This window comes from Solemya pervernicosa gill symbiont (genome assembly GCF_002020875.1).
GTDB lineage: Bacteria > Pseudomonadota > Gammaproteobacteria.
On the sequence record NZ_MPRL01000010.1, the window covers coordinates 1 to 24,672 of the forward strand.

21 protein-coding genes and 1 pseudogene are annotated in these 24,672 nt (G+C 54.9%); 13 read left to right on the forward strand and 9 right to left on the reverse strand.

The features are described from left to right. Positions 1 to 586: 586 nt before the first annotated feature. From BOW52_RS17300 to BOW52_RS03790, 3 genes and pseudogenes are all read left to right on the forward strand, one after another. Positions 587 to 2,224, forward strand: a pseudogene (locus BOW52_RS17300) (diguanylate cyclase domain-containing protein); the annotation flags it as partial. Continuing rightward, on the forward strand, positions 2,222 to 2,455 hold the full coding sequence (locus BOW52_RS17305; RefSeq protein WP_269087628.1) for an EAL domain-containing protein: 234 nt from the start codon (positions 2,222 to 2,224) through the stop codon (positions 2,453 to 2,455). The pseudogene BOW52_RS17300 and the gene BOW52_RS17305, both read left to right, overlap by 3 nt. 103 nt (positions 2,456 to 2,558) lie before the next feature. Continuing rightward, complete coding sequence (locus BOW52_RS03790) at positions 2,559 to 6,221, forward strand: DUF1631 family protein (RefSeq protein WP_172840131.1); 3,663 nt, start codon at positions 2,559 to 2,561, stop codon at positions 6,219 to 6,221. Positions 6,222 to 6,304: 83 nt separating this feature from the next. On the opposite strand, the gene metG is transcribed toward BOW52_RS03790, so the two are convergent. After that, positions 6,305 to 8,344, reverse strand: coding sequence for a methionine--tRNA ligase (gene metG / locus BOW52_RS03795; RefSeq protein ID WP_078482760.1), 2,040 nt, complete (start codon positions 8,342 to 8,344; stop codon positions 6,305 to 6,307). A 307-nt stretch (positions 8,345 to 8,651) separates the two neighbouring features. On the opposite strand from metG, the gene apbC reads away from it, so the two are divergent. Together apbC and dcd are read left to right on the forward strand one after the other, a co-directional pair. After that, positions 8,652 to 9,743, forward strand: a complete 1,092-nt coding sequence (gene apbC, locus BOW52_RS03800) for an iron-sulfur cluster carrier protein ApbC (protein ID WP_078482761.1) — start codon at positions 8,652 to 8,654, stop codon at positions 9,741 to 9,743. 152 nt (positions 9,744 to 9,895) lie between these two features. Continuing rightward, complete coding sequence (dcd, locus tag BOW52_RS03805) at positions 9,896 to 10,462, forward strand: dCTP deaminase (RefSeq protein WP_078482762.1); 567 nt, start codon at positions 9,896 to 9,898, stop codon at positions 10,460 to 10,462. Positions 10,463 to 10,471: 9 nt separating this feature from the next. On the opposite strand, the gene BOW52_RS03810 is transcribed toward dcd, so the two are convergent. Genes BOW52_RS03810 through purM form a run of 3 tightly spaced genes read right to left on the reverse strand, consistent with a single transcriptional unit; the run spans position 10,472 to position 12,936 of the window. Continuing rightward, the gene (locus BOW52_RS03810) at positions 10,472 to 11,200 is read right to left on the reverse strand and encodes a DUF3108 domain-containing protein (protein ID WP_078482763.1); all 729 of its coding nucleotides are present in this window, start codon (positions 11,198 to 11,200) and stop codon (positions 10,472 to 10,474) included. A gap of 15 nt (positions 11,201 to 11,215) precedes the next feature. Next, positions 11,216 to 11,869 (reverse strand): phosphoribosylglycinamide formyltransferase, encoded by a 654-nt coding sequence (gene purN, locus BOW52_RS03815; RefSeq protein ID WP_078482764.1) that lies wholly within the window; start codon positions 11,867 to 11,869, stop codon positions 11,216 to 11,218. Between the two features lie 5 nt (positions 11,870 to 11,874). Beyond that, positions 11,875 to 12,936: a phosphoribosylformylglycinamidine cyclo-ligase gene (purM, locus tag BOW52_RS03820; RefSeq protein ID WP_236725627.1), complete on the reverse strand. Its 1,062-nt coding sequence runs from the start codon at positions 12,934 to 12,936 to the stop codon at positions 11,875 to 11,877. Between the two features lie 107 nt (positions 12,937 to 13,043). On the opposite strand from purM, the gene BOW52_RS03825 reads away from it, so the two are divergent. From BOW52_RS03825 to hda, 3 genes are read left to right on the forward strand one after another with little or no spacing between them, the layout of a single operon-like run. Then, positions 13,044 to 14,171 (forward strand): DUF2066 domain-containing protein, encoded by a 1,128-nt coding sequence (locus BOW52_RS03825; protein WP_172840132.1) that lies wholly within the window; start codon positions 13,044 to 13,046, stop codon positions 14,169 to 14,171. A 56-nt stretch (positions 14,172 to 14,227) separates the two neighbouring features. Beyond that, positions 14,228 to 15,322: an AI-2E family transporter gene (locus tag BOW52_RS03830; protein ID WP_078482767.1), complete on the forward strand. Its 1,095-nt coding sequence runs from the start codon at positions 14,228 to 14,230 to the stop codon at positions 15,320 to 15,322. 22 nt (positions 15,323 to 15,344) lie between these two features. Continuing rightward, positions 15,345 to 16,034 carry a DnaA regulatory inactivator Hda gene (gene hda / locus BOW52_RS03835; RefSeq protein WP_078482768.1) on the forward strand — a complete coding sequence of 230 codons (690 nt, stop codon included), beginning with the start codon at positions 15,345 to 15,347 and terminating at the stop codon, positions 16,032 to 16,034. Here hda and BOW52_RS03840 read toward each other — a convergent pair. The 3 genes from BOW52_RS03840 to arsC are packed head-to-tail and all read right to left on the reverse strand — an operon-like array spanning position 16,024 to position 17,392. Further along, positions 16,024 to 16,425, reverse strand: a complete 402-nt coding sequence (locus BOW52_RS03840; RefSeq protein WP_078482769.1) for a DUF2069 domain-containing protein — start codon at positions 16,423 to 16,425, stop codon at positions 16,024 to 16,026. The genes hda and BOW52_RS03840 overlap by 11 nt on opposite strands. Continuing rightward, positions 16,425 to 17,036 carry an NAD(P)H:quinone oxidoreductase gene (gene wrbA / locus BOW52_RS03845; RefSeq protein ID WP_078482770.1) on the reverse strand — a complete coding sequence of 204 codons (612 nt, stop codon included), beginning with the start codon at positions 17,034 to 17,036 and terminating at the stop codon, positions 16,425 to 16,427. Before wrbA ends, BOW52_RS03840 begins: the two co-directional genes overlap by 1 nt. Continuing rightward, complete coding sequence (gene arsC, locus BOW52_RS03850) at positions 17,033 to 17,392, reverse strand: arsenate reductase (glutaredoxin) (RefSeq protein WP_078482771.1); 360 nt, start codon at positions 17,390 to 17,392, stop codon at positions 17,033 to 17,035. The genes wrbA and arsC overlap by 4 nt, the downstream gene beginning before the upstream one ends. Before the next feature lie 99 nt (positions 17,393 to 17,491). Between arsC and BOW52_RS03855 the strand changes: the two genes are divergently transcribed. Beyond that, the gene (locus tag BOW52_RS03855) at positions 17,492 to 17,788 is read left to right on the forward strand and encodes a DUF4398 domain-containing protein (RefSeq protein ID WP_236725628.1); all 297 of its coding nucleotides are present in this window, start codon (positions 17,492 to 17,494) and stop codon (positions 17,786 to 17,788) included. A 603-nt stretch (positions 17,789 to 18,391) separates the two neighbouring features. On the opposite strand, the gene BOW52_RS03860 is transcribed toward BOW52_RS03855, so the two are convergent. Continuing rightward, positions 18,392 to 20,005, reverse strand: coding sequence for a hypothetical protein (locus tag BOW52_RS03860; protein WP_135622005.1), 1,614 nt, complete (start codon positions 20,003 to 20,005; stop codon positions 18,392 to 18,394). A 140-nt stretch (positions 20,006 to 20,145) separates the two neighbouring features. Here BOW52_RS03860 and BOW52_RS03865 point away from each other — a divergent pair, with 140 nt between their 5' ends. Next, on the forward strand, positions 20,146 to 20,694 hold the full coding sequence (locus BOW52_RS03865) for a YqhA family protein (protein ID WP_078482774.1): 549 nt from the start codon (positions 20,146 to 20,148) through the stop codon (positions 20,692 to 20,694). Positions 20,695 to 20,697: 3 nt separating this feature from the next. Here the strand turns inward: BOW52_RS03865 and BOW52_RS03870 are convergent, their stop codons facing one another. Next, on the reverse strand, positions 20,698 to 22,218 hold the full coding sequence (locus tag BOW52_RS03870) for a fumarate hydratase (protein WP_078482775.1): 1,521 nt from the start codon (positions 22,216 to 22,218) through the stop codon (positions 20,698 to 20,700). 96 nt (positions 22,219 to 22,314) lie between these two features. Here BOW52_RS03870 and BOW52_RS03875 point away from each other — a divergent pair, with 96 nt between their 5' ends. Genes BOW52_RS03875 through BOW52_RS03885 form a run of 3 tightly spaced genes read left to right on the forward strand, consistent with a single transcriptional unit; the run spans position 22,315 to position 24,667 of the window. Continuing rightward, the gene (locus BOW52_RS03875) at positions 22,315 to 22,797 is read left to right on the forward strand and encodes a TlpA disulfide reductase family protein (RefSeq protein ID WP_078482776.1); all 483 of its coding nucleotides are present in this window, start codon (positions 22,315 to 22,317) and stop codon (positions 22,795 to 22,797) included. Then, positions 22,794 to 23,336 carry a thioredoxin family protein gene (locus BOW52_RS03880; RefSeq protein ID WP_236725629.1) on the forward strand — a complete coding sequence of 181 codons (543 nt, stop codon included), beginning with the start codon at positions 22,794 to 22,796 and terminating at the stop codon, positions 23,334 to 23,336. Before BOW52_RS03875 ends, BOW52_RS03880 begins: the two co-directional genes overlap by 4 nt. Further along, positions 23,333 to 24,667, forward strand: a complete 1,335-nt coding sequence (locus tag BOW52_RS03885; RefSeq protein WP_078482777.1) for a TolC family protein — start codon at positions 23,333 to 23,335, stop codon at positions 24,665 to 24,667. The genes BOW52_RS03880 and BOW52_RS03885 overlap by 4 nt, the downstream gene beginning before the upstream one ends. The last annotated feature ends 5 nt before the right edge of the window (positions 24,668 to 24,672 follow it).

Below are 24,672 nucleotides of genomic sequence, written 5' to 3' on the forward strand. Positions count from 1 at the left end.
AATGACATGACATGACATGACAGGTCTTTGAATGTTGAAATGTGTCTAATAGATGGGTTGATTGTTTCAATTAATGTCACAAATATCATCACTGCTCTGACTTGATAGATATCAAAAAAACGCCGTTGTTGTAGGGATATCCTCCTTTTAGTGAATTGTGGTGAATTATTCAATTGTTAAAATGTGTTACAAAATTGTGAGCATTGGTGTGGATGTTGCTTCGTGATTCTTCAATATGTATTTGAAAGCCCTATGTTTTAGTCAAGAAATGCTGTTTAGACCCGTAATTTCACTGAGTAGTAGTCGGATTCTGATTCGCAGTGTTGTGGTCGGTCTGCTGCTCTGTGTGTTCGATATCTGGGTCGATGTCACCCTGCTGGGTGAGGGTGATCTTTCACAGCAACTCTTTGCGCCGGAACCGGTAGAGGTGTGGGTGCGACTACTGCTCTTCTCTCTCTCGGTTGCGGCAGGTCTATTTGTGCAGAGGCTCTACAGGAGTCTCGCGCGTGCCGATATTGAACTCAACTCCCTGCGTAGCGATCTGGAGTGGCGCATCAATGAGCGGACCATCGAGCTGGAAAATGCGATGCGCAAGATTGAGCAGCAGCGCTACCAACGTGAACTACTGCTCAACTCCACGAGTGATGGCATCTACGGCCTTGATCGTGAGGGCAAGACCACTTTCATTAACCAGAGCGGCGCAGCGATGCTCGGTTATCGACCAGATGAACTCATCGGCAAGCACAGCCATACGCAGATGCACCACTCCCATGCAGACGGCCGGGAGTATCCGGAGAAGAGCTGTCGCATGCGAGCTGCGGTCCGGGATGGTGAAACTAAATATGTAAGTGATGAGGTGCTGTGGCGCGAGGATGGCAGCAGCTTCTCGGTTGAGTACACCAGTACGCCAATCTTTGAGAGTAATCAGGTCACCGGAGCAGTGGTTAGTTTCCGTGATATCACAGAACGTAAGCGGGTAGAGGAGGACCTTCGTCTGGCGGCGAGTGCCTTCGAATCACATGAGGCGATCACGATCACCGATCCCAACGGGGTAGTCCTGCGCGTCAATGAGGCCTTTACCAGTATCACCGGTTATACGGCGGAGGAGATCGTTGGCAAACATAGCCGAGTGCTTTCATCGGGTCAGCAGAGTAAGGCCTTCTACAGGAAGATGTGGCAGGTGTTACTAGAGAAGGGGGTCTGGGAAGGCGAGATCGTTAACCGCCGTAAGGATGGTGAGGCCTATCCGGAGTGGCTTGGTATCACGGCGGTGAAGAATGAGGCGGGCGAAACGACTCACTATGTTGGCCATTTTCAGGATATAACCGAGCGCAAACGTGCCGCATCGAAGATTGAGCGTCAGGCCTACTACGATGCGTTGACCGATTTGCCCAACCGCCGTTTCATCTACGATCAACTGCAAAAGGCGCTGTCGCGCTGCAAGCGACATGGTCATACAGGTGCGCTGCTCTTTCTTGATGTTGATCACTTCAAGGTAATCAATGATTCACTCGGACACTAGGTGGGTGATGGCCTGGTTAAGCAGGTGGCAGAGCGGCTGGCGGGTGAGGTGCGAGCCGAAGATACGGCGGCTCGGCTCGGGGGAGATGAGTTTGTCGTGCTGATGACTGAGTTGGCAGAAGATCCTGAGATGGCGTTAATGGAGACACAAATAGTGGTGCAGAAAATTCAGTCCGCTATCGCCCGTCCCTTCCATATTGATGGCAATGAGTTACATGTCAGTATCAGTATCGGTATCACGCTCTTTCCTGAGAACTCCGATGTGGCCGATGATGTACTGAAACAGGCCGATATCGCTATGTATAAAGCCAAGGAGCAGGGGCGCGATACCTTCCAATTCTACCTCCCGAGTATGCAGCTCGCCGCCAGTGAGCGGTTGCAGATGGAGAACGATCTACGCAAGGCGATTCATAACGGTGAGTTGAGTCTTCACTATCAGCCGCAGTTCTCGATAGATGACCGGCTGATGGGAGCTGAGTGCCTGCTGCGCTGGCTGCACCCCGAAGAGGGGATGATCTCGCAGGCCCGGTTTATTCCCGTCGCCGAAGATAGTGGGCTGATTCTCTCTATCGGTGAGTGGGTGATGCGCAGCGCCTGTAAACAGCTGCGGATGTGGGAGCTGGAGGGGCGTGGTGGGGAAATAAACCGTCTGGCGATTAACGTCAGCCCTAAACAGTTCAAGCAACGAGATTTTGTGGTGATGGTCAGTCGCATTATCGAGAAGGGGGATAGCGGGTCGGCCATTGTTGAGACGATTATCTCGATGACTCACCACCTTGGCCTGGAGGTGATTGCGGAGGGTGTTGAAACACGAGGTCAGCTCGATTTTCTAAAACACAGTGGTTGTCACCACTTCCAGGGTTACTATTTCAATCGCCCACTCCCTGTTGATGAGTTTGAGAAGGAACTGAACGAGTCCATCAATCCCGTTTGAGCCATAAATTGATTAAATTTGTATGGTTTGTTCCCTTCTGTCACGCTAGCCGATAATCTAGGCTGCTACGGCATTTGCCGTGCGATATATATGCAGGACGGGCGTGACAAAAAGAGAGAAAAGGGCGCACCAACGTTATTCAGTACTCCTGACAGGTGAGATCGGCTTCGATGTTGATGCACCGGTGGCGTGTCGGATTCGTGATTTTAGTCAGAACGGTCTCTGTATCGAAGTTGATGATGCCATTCTGGCTCGTTATAGAGCCATGGGTACGCCGATCTCAGAGGGATTGGTAGTACCGATCAATCTTAGTCTCGAAAGTGCAGAAGAGTCGAGCTCGATCTCCGTCTCCGCACGTATCGTGCGTGTCATGCGTGCACAGATTGGCGTTGCCTATCTGCACGATGAGGCACCGTTGGTTGAGAGGCTGCGTGACCATATTGTCTATACCCCTGGTGAAGTTCCAAATGAGATGGAGCAGAGCAGTGAGGCAGTGGACTCTGCTTCATTGGTCGTCAGCCGTGAGGCGGCGGTTAATCAGTTTGCCTCGCTTCTAGGAACCTCCTACGACGCCTTTGCCAGAAAGCTGAGCAACGAGCTATTCAGTGTCGCGACTAATTGCCGTGATGCACAGGAGCAAAATGAGCTGCTCTACGTGCTGGCCCAGTTTGAGGCGGGGCAGGTGCGAATTCGCAATACATTTCTTGAAACCATTAGTGGTGAACTGCACAAGATTGGTCATCTGGATGAGCCGCAGGGCGAGACGGATATCCATAGTTTCTCGCTCGATGAACTCTCACTGGTTGAGCACGATGAGATGGATGAGCGACTGCTAATCAATAGCATGACCTCGGCGATTCAACGTGCCGGGGGTGAAGAGCTCAACCACGCGATGATGAGAATGGCTGTTCTGTTTGGTCTGGAGACCGATAGCCAGATTGCTGAGATGGCACCGAAACAGATCGTTGAGACCTTGATGGACGAGCTCTCATCCACCTACGCCACCGTGCAGAGTCGGCAGCAGGTAATCAACGTTATTGAAGCGGCAGCCACAGCCGATTTTTCACCGTTCTACAAACGTTTCAATAACTATCTGAAGGAGCAGGGTGTGGTGCCCGATATCCGGGTGCTCTATCAGGTGGTGAACCGAGGGACGAGCGATGAGCAGGATCGACGCAATGTGATTGCCAGTCTCTCGGGCCTGCTCGATAGTTCCGGGCTGCTTAATGAGGGTGGCAATAGCAGCTACACACTTGATGATCTGGTCTCCCATCTTGATGCCATCAGGGGGCAGGGTGAGGTTGTTCGACGTCTTACCGAGGAGCTCGGTGGTGGCGACAGCAGTTTCCTGGAACGGCTCTCGAGTCACGACCGGCGTGTACTGGAAATGTCGAAGGAACTCTTCTCCAGTCTGCAGCAGAGCGACAATCTATCGAGCAGCGTCAAAAGCTGGCTGACGCGGTTGGAGGCGGCCTATACCAAGACGATGCTGCTCGACGATTCATTTATCGATAATCCACAGCACCCGGCGCGAAAGATGCTCGGGCTCCTTACCGAACTCGGTTTGAGCGACGAGGAAGTCACGGCAGATATCGAAGCGGCAATCGATCCCGTCATCGAAGGCATAATTACTGGTGAGGATGAGGGGAGTGAACTCTTTGCGAGAGCAATGGAGTCGCTTACGCCGGTGATTCAGGATCGTCAGCGTCGTATCAACAGAAATGTTGAGTCGGTCATCGATAGTTGTGAAGGTGATCAGATTGTCACCGGTGCCAAGCACTATGTCAGCGAGGAGTTGAAACAGCTGCTGGTGGGCAAGAAGGTGCCGGAGCCGGTCAAACGAATTATTGAGTCGGCCTGGCGGCAGGTATTAACCCTGATCTACATGCGAAAGGGTGAGGGGAGTGAGTGGAACGAGGCGATGGAGTTGACCCGCACGCTCGCCGAAAAATCGGGCCAGAGTGATACCCCCGAGTATGAGCGGTTGGAGATGGTGGAGCGGGCCGAGTCGTTGGTTAGTGAGTACCACTGCAACCATCTCTGTGAGAAGGGACTGTTTGATGATCTTCGTGATTCGATTAAGCAGCGTACGAAGGACGGTGGTGTGTCACTACCCGAGCATGCCCTGGTAGAGATTGAAAACAACAGTGAACTCTTAAGCGCAACGCAGTTCGATGTTGAGCTCGATCGTGATGATGAGCGTCTCACACCCTGGTTGGATGAGGCGATCAAACTAAATATCGGTGCCTGGTTCCGTTTTGCACGCGAAGATCAGGCGATAAATGTGCGCCTCTCGTGGATTGGTCAGAACTATGCGCGTTACGTTTTTGTTAACTCACTCGGCATGAAGGCTCTCGATCAGCGTTTCAACGAGCTGGTTAATGCGCTGAAAAACGGTGAGCTGACGCCGATCAATGATAACGATCTCACCTTTGTCGATAACAGTATCGAGCTGATCGTTGAGCGGCTTTATGGTCAGCTCGCCTATCAAGCGAGCCACGATGAGTTAACCGGTCTGGTCAATCGGCGTGAGTTTGAACGACGTCTCGGTCTCGCACTGGACCAGGCAGAGACGGGTGATGTCCGTCATGTGGTGGGCTTTATCAATATTCATCAGCTCGAGACGGTGCGGAAACTGCACGGTTACGGTGCGGGTAACCAGGCGCTCAAGGAGTTGAGTGAGCTACTCGATGGCGTGCTCGGTGATGAGGGTTGCACGCTGTCGCGTATGGGGGTCGATGAGTTCTCGGTGCTCTATGAGGGGCTCTCCGTGGAGGAGGCATATCGAATATCCGGCAAGCAGGTCGATCGGGTTCAGGATTACCGGTTCCACTTTGCTGATACCCCCTACTCGGTCAGCATCAGTATCGGTCTGGTGCCGATCACTGGTGAGAGCAAGTTTGCACCGACGGTGCTCAACGAGGCGGAACTTGCCTGTACGGTGGCAAAAAATGCTGGCCGCAATACGATCAAGCTCTATGAGCAGGATGATGAAAAACTGCAGAGACTCGATAGTGAACTTGACTGGACGATTCGGGTAAATCGCATCCTGGAGGAGGAGCGTATCGTGCCCTATGTGCAGGAGATTGCGCCGATTTCAGGTAAGGGAAAGATGCACTATGAGGTGTTGATGCGCGTGGTCGACAGAGAGGGCAAGGTTGAACCACCGGCGGAGTTCATCGACGCGGCAGAAAAACACAATTTGATGCATGAAGTCGATCGAAAGATGATCAGCAAGATCTTTAGTTGGATCGATGCCAATCCCGACGCGATGCGAGAGATTGGTAAGCTCTCCATCAACCTCTCAGGGCAGTCACTCGGTAGCGAACGGCTGCTTGAGTACGTCTTCGAACAACTTTCCAGTTACAACGTGCCACGCAAAAAGATCTGCTTTGAGATTACCGAAACGGCGGCGATTGGTAACTTTGAGGACGCCTCCGACTTTATCGATGAGATGCGTAATCTTGGCTGCTCCTTCTCACTGGATGATTTTGGCTCAGGTCTCTCCTCCTACTCCTACTTGAAGAAGTTGCCCGTCGACTATCTGAAGATTGATGGAGTATTGGTTAAGGATATCTGTACCGAACCCAACGACTACGCGATGGTGCGCTCGATCAAGGAGGTTGCACACTTCATGGAGAAGAAGGTGATCGCAGAATATGCGGAGAATGATGCGGTGGTCGAGAAACTGGCCGAGATCGGCGTCGACTATGTGCAGGGTTATGCGATTGCCAGACCGCATCCGATAGCGGACTTGGAGGTTTAAAAAAGGCAGCGGGTAACAGGATAGAGCCTAGATAGAGCAGCGAATCTTGTAGGACTTGCTGTTGCCCGCCTCCTGTTACCCGTTTATTTAACCCGCATTCCCAGCTCAGCGCCCTCATCGGGGGTGAGGATAAACAGGTCCTTGCCGCCAGGGCCTGCTGCCAGCACCATTCCTTCTGAGAGGCCAAAACGCATCTTACGTGGTGCCAGATTGGCGACCATCACCGTCAGCTTTCCTTCCAGATCCTCCGGTGCGTAGGCCGACTTGATGCCGGCAAAGACATTGCGTTGCTCGCCGCCGAGATCGAGGGTCAGCTGTAACAGCTTGTCGGCCTTCTCAACATGTTCTGCCTTGACGATCCTGGCGATGCGCAGATCGATCTTGGCGAAATCATCGTAGTTGATGGTATCGCTGATCGGGGCATCGGCGAGTGGACCGCTGAGCGCTGGAGCTTCGCTTTCGCCGCCTGGAAGATTCTGCTTTGAATCTTCAAGCATGGCGTCGATCTTATCCTTATCAATACGGGTCATCAGCGGTTTGAACTTGTTGATGGCGTGGCCCAGCAGCGGCTCCTTAATGTGATCCCACTGCAGTGGATCGATGTTGAGGAACGCCTCAGAACCGGCAGCCAGCTGTGGTAGGACCGGTTTGAGATAGGTGACCAGCAGACGGTAGAGGTTAATGCCCATGCTGCAGATCTCATGCAGCTTCGCATCACTCCCCTCCTGCTTGGCGATAACCCACGGCTTCTGCTCGTCGATGTACTGATTGGCGAGATCGGCCAGCGACATGATCTGGCGCATCGCGTGGCCAAATTCACGCGCCTCGTAGAGTTCAGCGATTTCACTGCCGGCGCGGCTGCAGGTATTGAAGAGTCCCTCATCGCCGAGTGTTTCGGCCAACTTGCCGTCAAAACGCTTCTTGATGAATCCTGCGCAGCGGCTGGCGATGTTGACCACCTTGCCGACCAGGTCAGAGTTAACGCGTGCCTGGAAGTCCTCCAGGTTGAGATCGATGTCGTCGATACCGCTGCTGAGCTTGGCGGCGAAGTAGTAGCGCAGATACTCCGGCTGCAGATGGTCGAGGTAGCTGCGTGCCATGATGAAGGTGCCGCGAGACTTCGACATCTTCTTGCCATCGACGGTGAGGAAACCGTGGCAGTAGACGGCGTTAGGGGTGCGGAAACCGGCGCCGTGCAGCATCGCCGGCCAGAAGAGGGTGTGGAAGTAGGCGATATCCTTGCCGATGAAGTGGTAGAGCTCGGTTTCACCACCCGGCAGCCAGTAGCTGTCGAAATCGTAGGCACTGTTTTTGCTGCAGAGGTTTTTAAAGCTGGCCATGTAGCCGATCGGTGCGTCGAGCCAGACGTAGAAGTACTTGCCCGGTGCATCGGGGATCTCAAAGCCGAAGTAGGGTGCATCACGGGAGATATCCCAATCCTGCAGGCCCGATTCGAACCACTCCTTGAGTTTGGCCGCCACGCCATCCTGAATATGGCCTGCCTTGTGCCACTCGCGCAGCATCTTCTCGAAATCACCCAGCTTGAAGAAGTGGTGTTCGGAGTCGCGCTCAACCGGGGTGGCACCTGAGATGGCAGAGACGGCATTTTTCAGTTCAGTCGGTGAGTAGGTCGCGCCACAGACCTCGCAGGAGTCACCGTACTGGTCTTCGGCGCCGCACTTGGGGCAATCACCTTTAATGAAGCGATCGGGAAGGAACATCTCCTTTTCGGGGTCGTAGGCCTGGGTGATGGTGCGGGTGGCGATGTGGCCACCGTCGCGCAGGCGCGTGTAGATGGTGCTGGCGCAGTCGCGGTTCTCCTTGGAGTGGGTCGAGTGGTAGTTATCGAAGCCGATACCAAACTCTGCAAAGTCGGCCTGATGTTCGCCACTGATACGCTCGATCAGCGCCTCGGGAGTGATCCCCTCGTTTTGTGCCCGCAGCATAATCGGTGTGCCGTGGGCGTCATCGGCGCAGACGTAGGTGCAGTTGTGACCACGCAGTTTCTGAAAACGAACCCAGATATCGGTCTGGATATACTCCACCAGATGACCGAGATGGATCGGTCCATTGGCGTATGGAAGAGCGCTGGTGACCAGGATTTTGCGTGTGTTTTCAGACATATCGATACGGTGACTTGAATAGCGGCTAAACGGGCCGCATATAGTAGCATGCGGGAATTCCAAGCACTGATATTTTCTCTTGCCACCGCTTCGGTTACTGACCGAAAGCTGGGTTTAGGTGGGGCGATATCGTTGGATTGTAGTGAAACGTGCAGTAAACACTCAGGGAAAGGCCATTTTGGTGGTGATTTTCCAGAGTAACTGCATGGAAGACGCTCTAACCGATTTTGTGTAGAATCCCCAGCCAATTTAGTCGGAAATAGCTGATGGCACTGGTGCCGGGCACGAATTATGGGAGTTTTTTTCAATGGCTGACGTGAGCAAAGAGCAGGTTGAGTCTGCACTGAAGGCGTATATCGATCCCAACTCAGATCGGGATCTGGTTACCTCGAAGAGCATCAAGAGTATTGCGGTTGATGGTGGCAAGGTGATTGTTGATGTTCAGCTTGGCTATCCCGCCGATAGCTTCAAGGCAGAGCTGACCGGCAAGCTGCAGGATCTGGTTAGCGGTATCGAGGGTGTATCCGAGGCCAGCGTCACCGTCGAGTGCAAGATTGTGGAGCACTCGGTACAGAAGGGTGTGAAGACGATCAAGGGTGTGAAGAATATCATCGCCGTTGCTTCGGGTAAGGGCGGTGTGGGTAAGTCGACCGTCTCTGCCAACCTGGCGCTGGCCCTCGCTGCCGAGGGTGCCAAGGTCGGTGTCCTTGATGCCGATATCTACGGTCCCAGCCAGACCCGTATGCTCGGTGTTGAGGGGCGTCCCGATTCACCTGATGGCAAGACCCTTGAGCCGATGAAAAACTACGGCATCGAGTCGATGTCGATCGGTAACCTGATTGATGAAGAGACCCCGATGATCTGGCGTGGACCCATGGTCACCCAGGCACTCGAGCAGCTGCTCAATGATACCAACTGGAGCGATCTCGACTACCTGATCATCGACCTGCCACCCGGCACCGGTGATACCCAGCTGACTCTGGCGCAGAAGGTGCCGGTTAGCGGTGCAGTTATCGTCACCACTCCGCAGGACATCGCCCTACTCGATGCGCGTAAGGGTCTGAAGATGTTCCAGAAGGTTGAGGTTCCTGTGCTCGGCATAGTCGAGAATATGAGCATGCACATCTGCAGCAGCTGTGGTCACGAGGAGCATATCTTCGGTCGAGGTGGTGGCGAGAAGATGGCCGACCAGTACGATGTCGACTTCCTTGGCTCACTGCCACTCGACATCTCGATTCGCGAGAACGCCGATAACGGTAAGCCAACCGTGGTTGCCGATCCTGAGGGTCGCATCAGCGAGATCTACATGCAGATCGCACGTCGCACGGCTGCGCGTCTGGCGATTCAGGCGAAGAACTACGAGGCGAAGTTCCCGCAGATCGTTATCGCCAACGACTAGGCAGAAGTGACCGCTTTGTAGCGGAACGCTAAATGCCACTATAATGCCGGCTGTTTTGACTAACAGCCGGTATTTTTATGTCCAGGGATGGACGGTATGTCGCGGGTGCAGGGATGCACAAGAGCGACAATGTCACAGTTGAGAGGAATAGGATGAGTATCAAAGCCGACAAGTGGATCCGACGCATGGCCGAGAGTGAGGGGATGATCGAACCCTTCGAGCCGGGGCAGGTGCGCGAGGTCAATGGTGAGCGGATCGTCTCATACGGCACCTCGAGTTACGGCTACGATGTGCGCTGCGCCGATGAGTTCAAGATCTTCACCAACATCAACTCGGCGGTGGTCGATCCGAAGGCGTTTGATGAGAACAGTTTTGTCGATGTGAAGTCCGATGTCTGCATCATCCCGCCCAACTCCTTTGCGCTGGCGCGCACGGTGGAGTTTTTCCGCATTCCACGTAGCGTGCTGACGGTCTGCCTTGGTAAATCGACCTACGCCCGCTGTGGCATTATCGTTAACGTCACCCCGCTGGAACCGGAGTGGGAAGGTCACGTGACGCTGGAGTTCTCAAACACCACGCCACTGCCGGCGAAGATCTACGCCAACGAGGGTGTGGCACAGATGCTCTTCTTCGAGTCGGATGAGATCTGTGAAACCTCTTACGGTGATCGTGGTGGAAAGTATCAGGGGCAGACAGGCGTTACCCTACCCAAGGCGTAACAGTCAGGTTTAACTGCCGCTCTTGCTGTCTGGGAGCGGTAGTCCCTTCAACTTTTTGATCAGCAGGTTCATTCCCTTCTTCTTCTGCTCGACCCGCACCGGAATATAGTTCAGTTCAGGCGCAAACCACATGGTGGTGCCGCGTTTGTCGTTCTCGCGTTTGACCCGCAGGGTGTGGAATTTTCCGAGTGGTGTCTTGATGACCTCTTCGCCTTGATAGAGGAAGCTGAAGGTCTTCGGCGTGCCGCCATCGGCGACGCGGTACTCAAAGCGCCCCCGCTCTCCAGCCATCAGTGCCAGCTGTAGGGCCATCTGCACACTCATCTTGTCCTGCATGCCCGCCTCCAGTTCCATGCTCCAGGGGGCGCTGTTGACGCGGGTAGTGACTCGTTCGGCATCGTAATCGAAGCTGACGTGGATCATCTTCTCATCATCGATCCCGGTATGTTCGTAACGATAGAAACTGGGTGTGACGTGGCTATCGCTCACGCTCCAGGTGGTCTGCTCAAGAATCTCATCACTGCGGAACCAGGAGACGACACTAACGGGTGTCGAGCGGGATTCGTAGGTGTAATTCCCCGTACTGTTCTGCTTGAGTTTGAAACGTCCCTCGGCGATTGCCAGGCCGCTCTTGTTGAGAATGTAGTCTGCGGAGTAGGGGATCAGCTGTGGCTCGGCAGAGGCCGTGCCGAGTGTGATGATCAATAATAGCGTTATCAGAAATCGAGATAGTTGCATGGTAAGAGCTATCAACTACGCCTCAAGCTGTGCGGGTTTTTCTAGCGGTTGATTGTCCAGCACTACGGTGTGATCCCTCATCTCCAGTCGTCCCTCTGCAAACCAGCGAATCGCCAGCGGGTAGATCTTATGTTCCTGTTCGAGCACCCGTGCGGCGAGAAGTTCCTCGCTGTCATCGGCCAGCACCGGCACCTGCGCCTGCAGGATCAGTGGACCACCATCGAGTTCATCGGTGACGAAGTGGACCGTGGCACCGTGGTGCGAGGCGGCAGCTTCGATGGCGCGGCGGTGGGTGTGCAGACCACGAAACTCGGGCAGCAGCGAGGGGTGGATATTGATCAGTCGCCCCTGATAGTGGCGTACAAACTCCGGGGTGAGGATGCGCATGAAGCCCGCCAGCACCACCAGCTGTGGCTGGTGGCTGTCGATCAGTTCAATCAGTGCCGTATCGAACGCCTCGCGACCCTCGTAGTGCGTGTGGTCGAGCACAGCGGTAGGGATGGCTGCCTGCTGCGCGCGCTCAAGCCCATAGGCGTCGCTGCGATTGCTGATCACAGCACGAATCTCGACCGGCAGATCGTTGTTGGCTGCGTCGATGATCGCCTGCAGATTGCTGCCGCCGCCAGAGATTAGAACGACGATCGGTAGCCGTTTTGCGGACTCCTGCAAAGCGACTACTCCTCGATGGTGACCTGTTCGCCATCCGTACCGGCTTCGATGGTGCCGATGATCGAGGCCTGCTCTCCAGCTGCTGAAAGCAGCTCCAGGCTCTTGTCTGCATCTGCTGCCGCTACACAGACCACCATACCGATACCGCAGTTGAAGGTGCGGTACATCTCCTCCTTGATCACGCCACCCTTCTCCTGCAGCCAGTTGAAGATGGCCGGACGCTGCCAGCTGTTGGCATCAATCTTCGCTGAGGTCCCCTCCGGCATTACGCGTGGCAGGTTCTCGGTCAGGCCACCGCCGGTGATGTGGGCAAGTGCGTGTACATCGACCTGTTCGAAGAGTGACAGCAGTGACTTGATATAGAGCTTGGTCGGTTCGAGCAGTGCCGCGCCGATGGTGCTCTCCTCGAAGGGCTGATCGAGCGGTGTCTCGCTGACCTCAAGGATCTTGCGAATTAGCGAGTAGCCGTTGGAGTGGGGGCCGGAGGAGGCGATGCCGATCAGCTTGTCACCCGCAGCGACCTTGCTGCCGTCGATGATGCGACTCTTCTCCACCACACCGACACAAAAGCCAGCCAGGTCGTAGTCACCCTCCTGGTACATACCGGGCATCTCGGCCGTCTCACCGCCGGTGAGCGCGGCACCAGAGAGTTCACAGCCACGACCGATACCGGCAACTACCTCAGCGGCGGTGTCGATGTCGAGCTTGCCGGTGGCGTAGTAGTCGAGGAAGAAAAGTGGTTCAGCGCCCTGTACGATCAAGTCGTTGGCGCACATCGCCACCAGATCGATACCGATGGTGTCGTGTTTACCCATCTCCATCGCCAGCTTCAGCTTGGTGCCGACGCCATCGGTTCCCGAGACCAATACCGGCTCTTTGTAGCGATCGAGCGGCAGCTCGAAAAGTGCACCGAAGCCGCCCAGGCCACCGAGGATGCCGGGACGCTGTGTTTTCGCCGCAATCGGCTTGATGCGATCGATCAGTCGGTTGCCCGCCTCGATATCGACGCCCGCGTCCTGATAGCTGAGTGAAGTACCTTTATTCGCGGCTGGGTCGTTGCTGTTCACATTGGGCTCCGGAGTGTTTCGTTTCTTTGCAATTGCGTAATTTGCTATTGTAACCGCAACTGCGCTGTGATGGCGCATTCAATAGCGCTAAAAAGGGTGGAATTCGATTGAAAAGCGTTGAAAAGCTGCTGCTGGGGGCGATCCTGTCGTTTCTCTTTGTGACGAACCTCGCTGCGGTAGAGGTCTCTGGTCTCAATGAGACTGAGGTGATCGTGGCCGATCAGTCGGCAGGCGAGCGTAACCGTGCGCTGGTTGATGCCTTTGCCGAGGTGCTGGTCAAGATCTCGGGTGTGGATGCGATTGCCGAGAGTCCTGAGGTGGCTGCCGAGTTAAGAGGTGCGTCGCGCTATCTGCAGCAGTACCGCTATCGCAGCGATAAGGTTGCCGCAGAGGATGAGACGCAGAGCGCGATTGAGGTGTTGAAAATGCACGTCAGCTTCGACCAGAAAGCGGTTGAGCGGCTTCTGGAGCGCATCGGCCGACCCGTGTGGGGCAAGAATCGTCCACAGGCCATTGTCTGGCTTGCGGTTGAGGAGCAGGGAAGTCGCTACCTGCTCGATAGTCAGAGCGAATCATCCTGGCGCGCGTTGTTGCAGGAGGCCGCTGCTGAGCGTGGATTGCCACTGATACTGCCTGCAATGGACGTTGAGGATCAGGCCAAGGTGCACCTGATGGATGTCTGGGCCAACGCCAGTGAGGAGCTGATCCTCGCCTCGCAGCGCTACCGTGCAGATGCCATTCTGGTGGCCCGCATCTACCCGACCAGTGCCGGTAGCTGGGCATCACGCTGGACCCTCTACGCCAATCCCAAAGAGGAGTTCATGGGACAGAGCTGGAATGCCCCGTTGGCGCAGACCGACATTGTGCTCGGTCGTGGCGTACATGCGGCAGCCGATATGCTCGCGGCGCGCTTTTCAGTGGATGGTTCGATTGAGTTCAATGAGCAGATTGCGATCAGCGTGCTCGGTATTAATGATTTGAAACAGTACGCCAAGGTCTCCGCGTATCTCACCTCTCTCGATCCGATTGAGTCGGTAACGGCGGAGCGAGTTGGTGGTAACAGTGTCATTTTCAAGGCGGTGGCCAAGGGCGGTGAGGATGCGCTACGTCGGGCTATCGCACTCGGCAAGGTGTTGCATGAACGCAGCTACGAGTCGATGTCGCTCGAGGCCGATATCGAGGCCGAAGAGGCGGGGCTGAGCCAGGTCTCACGCCTCTACTATCGTCTGCCGTAGTTACCTATCTACTCAATGGTTGAATAATGTCTCAGGAAAGCACAGGGAGTAAGCGCATGAGTGATTCACAGCGCTGGATGGTGATTGGTGGAGTGGCTGGTGCGGGGTGGTTACTCTATCTGCTGGGGCCAGTCCTGGTCCCCTTTATGGCGGGTGGGCTGCTCGCCTATCTTGGCGATCCCCTTGTTGATCGACTGGAGGCTAAGCGTCTCTCGCGTACCGTTTCGGTCACGATCGTCTTTGCTGCCATCCTCTCGGTATTGATGATTGTGCTGTTTCTACTGGTACCGATTCTCGGTAAACAGTTGGGGATTCTGATCGGTAACCTGCCGGGCTACTTCGAAATGCTACAGGGCAAAATGCTGCCGTGGCTGCAGCAGCTAGGTATCGAGATCGAAGCGATCGATCCGCAGCTAATCTTCAACGCCATTCGCCAGCACTGGGGCGAGGGCAGTGATGTCATCGGCCAGCTGATTGCTGGCGCTTCGCAATCGGGTATGGCGTTGTTGGCACTGGCCGCCAACCTGCTGCTGATTCCGGTGGTGACCTTCTATCTTCTGCGGGACTGGGACATCCTGGTCGCTCACATCCACGAGATGTTACCGCGTCGTATCGAACCACGCGTCACGCTGCTGACACTGGAGTCGGATGAGGTGCTGGGTGCGTTCCTGCGCGGACAGATGTTGGTGATGCTGGCGCTGGCAACCATCTACACGCTCGGTCTCTGGATGGTGGGGCTGGAGCTGGCGCTACTGATTGGTGTGCTGGCGGGATTGGTCAGTTTCGTTCCCTATCTAGGTCTGATCGTCGGCGTGGTCGTGGCTGGTGTTGCTGCGTTGATGCAGTTTCAGGATGTGTTACCGATTGTGCTGGTCTTTGTGCCCTTTATTGTTGGGCAGCTGCTCGAAGGCATGGTGTTGACACCGAAGCTGGTGGGAGATCGTATCGGCCTCCACCCAGTGGCGGTGATCTTTGCGGTGCTGGCGGGTGGTCAGCTGTTTGGTTTCCTCGGTGTACTGTTGGCGCTGCCAGTGGCTGCGGTGATTATGGTGATGGTTCGCCATCTACATCAGGAGTATCTCGACAGCGCGCTCTACGATGAGGGGAGTGTGGCGGTTGAACTGGAAGGTGTCGACCAACACGACGCCTGATTGAATGGTGAGATAACGCCCTATGATGCAGCTCCCCCTTGGCATCGCACTGCGCGAAGCCGCCACTTTTGAAAACTACTTCACCACCGATAACGATCAGGCGCTCAACGCCATTCGTACAGCGCTTTCTGTTGGTGAGTCGGCAGTGATCTATCTCTGGGGTGGCGGTGAGGTTGGTAAGTCGCATCTGCTGCAGGCTGCCTGTCATCTGGCTGCGGAGTCTGGGATGAGCTCGACCTACCTGCCACTCGGTGAGGCGGAGAGCTGGCCGCCCGAGATGATCGAGGGGTTTGAGTCGCTTGAGCTGGTCTGTCTTGACGATGTGGGGCAGGTGGCAGGGCGAGCCGATTGGGAAGAGGCACTGTTCCACCTCTTTAATCGTCTGCAGGAAGCGGGCGGTATTCTGCTAGTAAGTGCAGATGTGGCACCGGCCTCTCTGTCGGTAAAGCTCAATGATTTGAAGAGTCGTCTTGCCTGGGGGCTTACCTTTCAGCTGCAACCACTCGACGATGAGCAGAAGCAGCAGGCACTAAAAACGCTGGCACAGCGGCGAGGTCTGGAACTACCCGATGAGTCGGCAACCTATCTGTTACGCCATGCGCCGCGAGGGCAGGGGCTGCTCTTCTCGCTGCTGGACCGGCTTGATGAGGCGTCGATGATCGAGCAGCGACGCCTGACCATCCCCTTCATCAAGTCGGTACTCAATCCTTAGTCTCTTCCTCTAGTGCTGCGGCACGGTCCGCTCGTGCTTTTAAGCGTACGTAGAGGATCGCGCCGACAAACAGCATCACACTAAAGATAATCTCGATAATGCCGAGTAGTCGCTCCGGTGTCTGCGTTACTTCATAGGGCTTGGTGACTGCTTCCATAATGCCGAGTGCGAGGTAGAGCAGTGAGAGCATGCTGCTCCAGGCGTAGGTGTAGCTACGGCCGTGTAGCAGGCCGCGTAGTGGAAAGAGTAGGGGTACCACCAGCACGATCAGTACCAGGCTGATCGGAAAGTGTTTCGAGGGGGCGATCCAGATATTCCACAGCAGCAGTAGAAAGATTAGACCGAAGTAGCCGGTCAGTGCCGTGGCCTGTGCAAGTTTGACGCGCTGCATCAGCTGTTGCCGCTTCGTTTGCTATTCATCGCAACCGCACACTCGGCAAGGCGCTTGCCCTGTGCCCGACAGAGCCGTTTCTCTTCATCGCTGAGTGGTAGCTGACTATCACTGCCTGCAAGGTGGCTGGCGCCATAGGGAGTGCCGCCAGTTGTGGTGGTGAGCAGGTCACTCTCGCTATAAGGGAGGCCCATAACCAACATGCCGTGATGCATCAGCGGCAGCATCATGCTTAGCAGAGTGCTCTCCTGGCCGCCGTGCAGGCTGGAACTGGAGGTAAAGACGGTGGCGGGTTTGTCGATCATCTCGCCAGCCAGCCAGAGATTGCTGGTTGAGTCGATGAAGTACTTCATTGGTGCCGCCATGTTACCAAAGCGGGTTGGACTACCCACAGCCAAACCGATGCACTCGCGCATATCGTCAGCGGAGACATAGGGCGCACCGCTCTCGGGGATATCGTCCTCAACGGCCTCGCAGACGGTGGAGACGGCGGGGACGGTACGAATCCTCGCCTCGACACCACTGATCTCCTCGATGCCACGACCAATCTGTTGAGCCATCTCAGCGGTAGCGCCGTGGCGGCTGTAATAGAGCACCAGGACTTCACTCATTTGACGATCTCCAATACCTTCTCCGGTGGGCGGCCAATCGCGGCCCTGCCGTTGCTGATCACAATCGGGCGCTCAATCAGTTTGGGTGTGTTGACCATTGCCTCAATCAGCTGCTCACGACTTAGCTCTGGGTTGTCGAGCCCGTTCTCCTGGTACTCCGCCTCCTTGTTACGCATCAGCTCGCGTGGTTCAAGCCCAAGCATCTCGAGAATCTCAGTTAGCTCCACGACAGTAGGTGGGGTTGTTAGATACTCAACAATCTGTGGCTCAACGCCCTGCTGCTCAAGCAACTGCAGGGTCTGGCGTGATTTGGAGCAGCGGGGGTTGTGGTAGAGCTTGATGGTGTTGTTGGTCATGTTCTCAATCTCGGTTATCGGTTGTTGATGCCCTTTTGCGGTGCGTGGTAGGCTCTCCAGATAGCATAACTAGCTGGTTTTTAGGGAGTCCTACCGCAAGTGAGTCGCAATATAACAAAAAGAGTGCGTCTGTTTCTCATTACCCTACTGGTCGTGGTGGCAGGCTGTGCCGCCGTGCCGGCACAGGAGATGTCCGATGCCCGTCAGGCCTTGCGTGCAGCGCAGGATAGCGGTGCCATGGAGTCAGCCCCCGCCATGATGGCAAAAGCCGAACGGCTGATGCAGAAGGCGGAGAGGAGTCTTGAAGCGGGAGAGTATCGCGCCGCAAGAAAGAATGCCGAAGAGGCACGTTCACTGGCAATTGAAGCGCGCCAGATGACAGTAAAAAACAGGTGATTCACCACAATAGCTGTGTCGCGATCCCACTAAACTTTTTGAGTTATTTGTCAAAATAGAGTGGATGTTAAGTTTGACTGCTCACTTGTAATTATTTTCATCCCAAGCTCTGAGCGGTAGGTGATTATCTATGCTCAGTTTACTCTACCGATATAGTGTGATGATGTTGCGACAAGCCATTTGACGTGGCCTTGATAAATTGGCGTATGAATCATTGATGAATTTGTAACGCTAATTCTAGAGTTCTCCAACTAGATCACCAAATCCCCATATTAACGTGCCTGCTACAACTAGGGTTGCTGCGACTCTGGTAGCGTTGTGATCATCTTGATTTGTCCACGCCAACATCTCATCCGCTTTTTTCGTTTTAAGCGTGGGTAAATACTCTGTGACAATAGCGATTATTACAAGTAATGCCCCTGATCTTGCGAACCAATTCCAGTTATTACTAATGACACTAATGGTAGTGAATATTGTGACGACTATGCAGCAAAGGATGATGGAAAAATAATGTCTGGACATCCTGTCTGCCCCCGGTTTTTTGATGGATACGTCTGGCTGATTGTGTGGAAGCTGTAGCGGCATGTTTGGTTTACAGTTCGATTAGTCGGTATATATAAACCAATCGATCAATGATGTTGTCTCAACCAGCTGTCCACAATTGATCGTTTTGCTACTTCCGTTCTCCACTAACTGAAATTCACGTTCCGACAGGTGGAATCCCTTGGCGCAGACGATGCACTGCTGTATGCCACTCTTGGTCCGGAGTTCAAAGGTGATGGCTGGGCGCCACTCCATCTCCAGCTGGCTGCCAACCTGTGCCTTTATTTGGACTGCCTGCGGTTTTTTGCTCAGGTACTGGATGCCGAACTTGTTTTCGTTCTGATTGGCGTCGTAAATCAACCAACGACTAATGGCGATGATCCACTCGTCACTCTCTTTATCGTTGCTATGAATGGCGAGCAGTTGGCCGGTGGTGAGATTGCAGTTGCTTGCTGCATTGGCAGCGAGTGAGAGCCCGCCGAGGCTTCGGTTGATGAGGCGCCACTGATTAAGCGCATGGTCCTGGGTTCCGTTTTTTAGTCGATCACCCAGCTGAGAGGTGATCTCAATCTGATCGTTGTGCTGCTCTTGGTTTTCACTCTTAGGGTGGTCGGTCGCCAGATGGTGGTGAACGGCATCAAGGCCACACAATACCTGCGCTCTCCCAACCTCTTCAACGCGTGGCATCTTGCGGGATTGTTTACTGGTCCACCCCTTTTGTAGCCGAATCAAGAGTTGAATCTTGTCGTTGATGGGGAGTTCTGTGGGTAGTGGGAAATTTGCCGGTACATTTCCTTTTTGTGCCAATTCACGTTCTTGATTCACACGTGCGACCAATGTGCGTGTGTCGATCAGTTGAGGTGCGTCGAGTAGTAGTTGCTCATCAGTGAGCGGTTGTGGCATCAGGTCGCTGTTGAGGTCGACAACAAAGAATCCAAGATTATTGTTTGTCTCACCAAAAGGGGTGATCTTGCAGCTCTCCTCAAGGTTGTTGAGGTAGTTAAAGAGTAGCCAGGTCTGTCCATCGGGCAGGCGATAGGGGTCGACCAGGCTGAGTAGGATGATCTGTTTGAAGAGGCGTTGGATGGTCGTGACGGTATTGAAGCGGTCGTTTTGATCGCTGATCGTTTGATCATGAATTTTCGCCTCTTCAGCATATGCGTAGATCTGGTAAATTTCGCGCCAAACATTGTTCGGGCCTGGTGTGTAGTCGATAAAGGATTGGAGCAGTGTCATGCCCAGGTACTTCATGGCGCGCTGCAGGGAAGGGTGGAGAATCTTGTGTCGGCCGAGTTTGATTGAGCTGCCGAGACTCTGCTTGATAACCAGCTTGTAGCCGAAGGCGATCTCGGTGCTGAGTTTGTGCAGGGCGCTGCCGATCTGACGATTGCGTTTGTTTATTGGCAGGGTGCCGCGATCGGGGCGTGGCTGCAGATAGGCGTCGAGCAGGACTGCAAAGGGCTGTTGCACCATCTCCAGCATCTCGAAGCGGTGGGCCGTTGAGATCTGCTGGCGGTTGTGGGTGGAAACACCCTTGATTAACTTCTCTAATGCGTTGGCCGGGGTGGCGTAGGGAAGATAGTCGAGCCAATCCTTGAAGGCCTTCGGTTTTGTCACTATCGATTGATCGATGCGTTTGCTAGGCGCTGGGGTGGTGAGGCGGAGCGTTCTCATCTTGTTAGTGGTTTCCCTGCGTGAACCGCTGCACCTTGCTGCTGGTGAATATTCAGACAGAATAACTTGCCAATACTATTTGTAAAGTGGGGAAAGCTGCGTGTATCGTGCGCGACAGATAATTATATGGATTAGTAGTGATGTTGAAACGGCTTGAAAAGTGGTTCGAAGGTGCGTTGTGGAATAGCCGGTTGGTAGTGCTTTCGGCAGTGATCACGAGTCTACTGACCGCCTTTGCTGTCTTCTATATGGCAACCATCGATGCAGTCGTGATGATTTCTCACCTTGGTGACTACGCTTCATTCTCGCTCTCAATCGAAGCGCGTAACGAGCTGCGGAGTACCACAGTGACCCATGTGGTGGAGATTATTGATGGTTATCTACTGGCGACAGTATTGCTGATCTTTGCGTTGGGTCTCTATGAACTCTTTATTAGCAAAATCGATCAGGCGGAAGGTTCTGAAAACTCATCCAATATCCTGCTGATCCACAGTCTTGATGACCTGAAGGCGCGATTGGCAAAGGTGATCCTGATGATTCTGGTAGTGAAATTCTTTGAGCACGCCATTGGAATGCCCTTCAAGACACCGATCGATCTACTCTATCTGGCGGGTGGTATCGCCCTGATCGGGTTGGCGCTCTATCTCTCTCACGCGGGTGATAAACACTCGCGTGCTGCAGAGAAGTAGACCTTAAGCCGTTACGACGGGAATCTTACCGATCTTCGCCTGCCACTCTGCGGGGCCGCTGTTGTGCACCGAACCGCCATGCGCATCGACCGCTACGGTGACCGGCATATTCTCCACCTCGAACTCGTAGATCGCCTCCATGCCTAGTTCGGGAAAGGCGATGACTCGAGATCCACGAATGGCGCGTGAGATCAGATAGGCGGCACCGCCGGTAGCAATCAGGTAGACGCCGTGGTGCTGCTCAAGACTGTTGATGGTTGCTGCACCACGCTCCGCCTTGCCAATCATGCCGAGCAGGCCGGTGTCGAGCATCTGATCGGAGAACTTGTCCATGCGGGTTGCAGTGGTCGGCCCCGCAGGTCCGACCGGCTCATCACCCACCGCATCGACAGGTCCGACGTAGTAGATGAAGCGGTTGGTAAAGTCGAGCCCCTCGGGCAGCGGTTCACCACGATCGAGCAGATCACAGATGCGTTTGTGGGCCGCATCGCGACCAGTGAGGATCTTGCCGTTGAGCAGTAGCGTTTCGCCCGGCTTCCAATCGTTGGTATCAGTCTGGGTCAGGGTCTCAAGATCGACAACCCGTGCATCGGGACTCGGCTGCCACTCGACTGCAGGCCACGTCTCAGGCTTGGGTGGCTCGAGTAGCACCGGGCCGCGACCATCCATCACCACATGTGCATGGCGGGTGGCGGCGCAGTTGGGGATCAGTGCCACCGGCAGTGAGGCGGCATGGGTTGGGTAGTCGAAGACCTTTACATCGAGCACGGTGGTGAGACCACCGAGTCCCTGTGCGCCGATACCCAGTGCGTTGACCTTGTCGTAGATCTCAAGGCGTAGCTCCTCGGCACGATTCTGTGCGCCACGCTCCTGAAGCTGCTGAATATCGATCGGCTCCATCAGCGCCTCTTTGGCCAGCAGCATCGCCTTTTCGGCCGTACCGCCGATACCGATACCGAGCATACCGGGTGGACACCAGCCTGCACCCAGAGTGGGAACCGTTTTGACCACCCAATCAACCAGGCTGTCACTTGGATTGAGCACCGTAAACTTGGTCTTGTTCTCCGATCCTGCTCCCTTGGCGGCGACGGTGATATCGAGCTTGTCACCCGCAACCACCTCGGTGTGGATCACTGCTGGGGTGTTATCTCGGGTATTGCTGCGTTTGCCGGCAGGATCGCTGACGATCGAGGCGCGTAGCGGGTTTTCTGCGGCGGTGTATGCACGCCGCACCGCCTCGTTGACCATCTCTTCGACGCTCTGGCTTGCCTCCCAGCTCACGCCCATACCGATCTTGAGGAACACTGTGACGATACCAGTATCCTGGCAAATTGGTCGGTGTCCCTCGGCGCACATCTTCGAATTGGTCAGAATCTGCGCGATGGCATCACGGGCTGCAGGCGATTGCTCCTTTTCGTATGCCGTTCCAAGTGCTTCAATAAAGTCAGTAGGGTGGTAAAAAGAGATGAACTGGAGGGCATCGGCAACGGTTGTGATGAAATCATCTTGGCGAATAAGAGTCATGGTAATCCCTGATGTCTTTGGGTAGAGAGGTGTGCGACTATGAATTTCCCTACAGTTTATATCAGATCGGTTTTGTCTCGTAAGGAAGGGTTTGTAATGCGTCGAATTTTGACTCTGATTCTACTCCTTTTTACCCCCTCGCTGTTTGCTGCTGATGCGGCCGATTTTGCGCTGCAGGGTGTCGATGGCAAGATCCACAAGCTCTCTGACTATCGTGGCAAGTGGGTGGTGGTTAACTTCTGGGCAACCTGGTGTCCACCCTGCCTTGAGGAGATTCCAGAGCTGATTGGTTATCACGACAAGCATAAAGATAACGACTCAGTGGTGTTGGGAATCAACTTTGAGCAGATTGACAGTGATCGGCTGGGCAGCTTTGTCGATGACCAATTGATCTCCTATCCAGTGCTGCTGACAAATAACAAACCGGTTAAATCGTTCGAGCCCCTCAAGGGTTTGCCAACCACCTTTGTCGTCTCGCCTGAGGGTAAGGTGGTCGGAAGCTATCTGGGTGGTATTGAGGCACAGATGCTTGAGCAATTTATTGAAGATGAAAAACGCGACAGGGAGGAGCGTTCGTGAAACAGCTACTGGCAGCCATCTCGCTGCTTATCTTTACCGTAACGATTGAGGCTGCATCGGTCGAAACTCGTGATCCGTACGTCCACTTCTTCGATCAGTTCTTTGGTGATCTGCAGGAGGAGCTGGCCAACGCCAAGGAGGAGGGCAAAAAGGGGGTGCTGATCTTCTTTGAGATGGACGAGTGTCCCTTCTGTCATCGCATGAAGCGCACCGTGCTAAATCGCCCCGAGGTGCAGAAGTTCTTCAAGGAGAACATGCTCAGCTTCGCTATCGATATCGAAGGCGATGTGGAGATGGTCGACTTCAAGGGCGAGACGATGTCGCAGAAAGATTTCTCCTTCAAGGTAAACCGGGTGCGTGCCACTCCGGTGATTGCCTTCTATGACCTGCAGGGCGAGCAGGTGGTTCGCTATACAGGCGCTACTTCGGGTCCCGATGAGTTTCTCTGGATGGGTGAATACTTTGTCGATGGCCACTACCAGAAGCAGTCATTCACCCGCTATAAGCGAGAGAAACGTAAGGCGTCGAAGAACAGATGATCCACGCGCCGAGATGCATCGCTGCCGGGATGCTCGGCAGTGCACTACTGCTTGTTGCGACATGGGCCTCGGCTGAATCGGCTGCCGGTTCACTGCCGGAACCGCTCTCACTTAGCGAGGCGTTTGTCGTTGCAGATGCGGAGTCACACCCCCAATTTCAACGTGTCGAGGCCGCCTACCAGCGTGCTGAGGCGGAGCTGCTTGCAGTCGATGCTGCCAACGGTACCCAGCTGAGCCTGCAGGGTAAGGCGCGCTGGATCGAACCCGCGGATCTGGCCGCCGATCAATCCCATAACGACAGCAGCGCGCATCTCTATCTACGTAAACGCCTCTATGACTTTGGCCAGAGCCGTCACGCCGAGGCGGCTGGAGAGGCGCAGCTCACGGGTGAGCGCCTCAACCTACGGCGCGCCGAGGATCAGAAACGGATCGAGGTGATGGAGCGCTTTTTTGATGTGCTGCTGGCCGATGTCCAGAACGGGGTCGATAACGAGGGGATGGCGATCGCCTTTGTCACCCTCGACAAGGCGCGGGATCGTAACGAACTCGGACAGCTCTCTGATATTGAGTTGCTCGAGTATGAGAGTAACTATCAGACCCAGCGTCTGCGAGTTGCCTCAAGCAGTGCCCAGAAGCGCAGCACGCGTGCCCTATTGGCAGCGGCGCTGAATCGTCCCGGTGAACTCTCTTCTGAACTGGTCGAACCGGAGCTGGGTGCGCTTGATCGTAAGCTGCCTGAGTTCGAGACGCTGTTGGCCGCAGCTGTTGAATCCAATCCACGTATGCGTGCCCAGCGAGAGTTGTTGGAGGCCGCACGGCTGCGTGTTGAGGCGGCGCGTCGAGAGGGGCGTCCGCAGCTTAGCGGTGAGCTGGAGAGCAGCATTTACAATCGTGACGGTGGCTCACGCGATCCCTTCCGTGCCGGGTTGGTGCTCGATGTGCCGCTCTTCACGGGTGGGCGGGTAAATGCGGCGGTTGCCAAGGCGCGTGCCTCTCTACACGGCTTGCAGGCCGACTACGCTATTGAACAGCGCGAGATGAATCAGCGGCTGCTGGAGCTGTGGCAGCAGATCGGCTTGCTGCATATCAAGCGCGAAGAGATGGTGGCGCTGGCTGACTATCGTGACCTCTACCTCGATCGGAGCCGGGCGCTCTATGAGCTGGAGGTGAAGACCGATCTTGGTGATGCAATGGTGCGTTTTGCCGAGGCACGTTATCAGCGAACCAAGACCGACTATGAACTGCTGCTAGCGTGGGCGAAGCTCGATGCACTGACCGGCAATCGACCGGGAAGTTACTGGCTGGCTGGAGGAGTAAAGGGTAATGAGTAGGGGAG

Excerpts from the sequence above, each read along its gene's own strand:
- BOW52_RS17305 (WP_269087628.1), top strand. The coding sequence starts at position 2,222 with ATGGTCAGTCGCATTATCGAGAAGGGGGATAGCGGGTCGGCCATTGTT.
- metG (WP_078482760.1), bottom strand. The coding sequence starts at position 8,344 with ATGTCTGAAAACACACGCAAAATCCTGGTCACCAGCGCTCTTCCATAC.
- apbC (WP_078482761.1), top strand. The coding sequence starts at position 8,652 with ATGGCTGACGTGAGCAAAGAGCAGGTTGAGTCTGCACTGAAGGCGTAT.
- dcd (WP_078482762.1), top strand. The coding sequence starts at position 9,896 with ATGAGTATCAAAGCCGACAAGTGGATCCGACGCATGGCCGAGAGTGAG.
- BOW52_RS03810 (WP_078482763.1), bottom strand. The coding sequence starts at position 11,200 with ATGCAACTATCTCGATTTCTGATAACGCTATTATTGATCATCACACTC.
- BOW52_RS03830 (WP_078482767.1), top strand. The coding sequence starts at position 14,228 with ATGAGTGATTCACAGCGCTGGATGGTGATTGGTGGAGTGGCTGGTGCG.
- hda (WP_078482768.1), top strand. The coding sequence starts at position 15,345 with ATGATGCAGCTCCCCCTTGGCATCGCACTGCGCGAAGCCGCCACTTTT.
- BOW52_RS03840 (WP_078482769.1), bottom strand. The coding sequence starts at position 16,425 with ATGCAGCGCGTCAAACTTGCACAGGCCACGGCACTGACCGGCTACTTC.
- wrbA (WP_078482770.1), bottom strand. The coding sequence starts at position 17,036 with ATGAGTGAAGTCCTGGTGCTCTATTACAGCCGCCACGGCGCTACCGCT.
- arsC (WP_078482771.1), bottom strand. The coding sequence starts at position 17,392 with ATGACCAACAACACCATCAAGCTCTACCACAACCCCCGCTGCTCCAAA.
- BOW52_RS03860 (WP_135622005.1), bottom strand. The coding sequence starts at position 20,005 with ATGAGAACGCTCCGCCTCACCACCCCAGCGCCTAGCAAACGCATCGAT.
- BOW52_RS03865 (WP_078482774.1), top strand. The coding sequence starts at position 20,146 with ATGTTGAAACGGCTTGAAAAGTGGTTCGAAGGTGCGTTGTGGAATAGC.
- BOW52_RS03870 (WP_078482775.1), bottom strand. The coding sequence starts at position 22,218 with ATGACTCTTATTCGCCAAGATGATTTCATCACAACCGTTGCCGATGCC.
- BOW52_RS03875 (WP_078482776.1), top strand. The coding sequence starts at position 22,315 with ATGCGTCGAATTTTGACTCTGATTCTACTCCTTTTTACCCCCTCGCTG.
- BOW52_RS03885 (WP_078482777.1), top strand. The coding sequence starts at position 23,333 with ATGATCCACGCGCCGAGATGCATCGCTGCCGGGATGCTCGGCAGTGCA.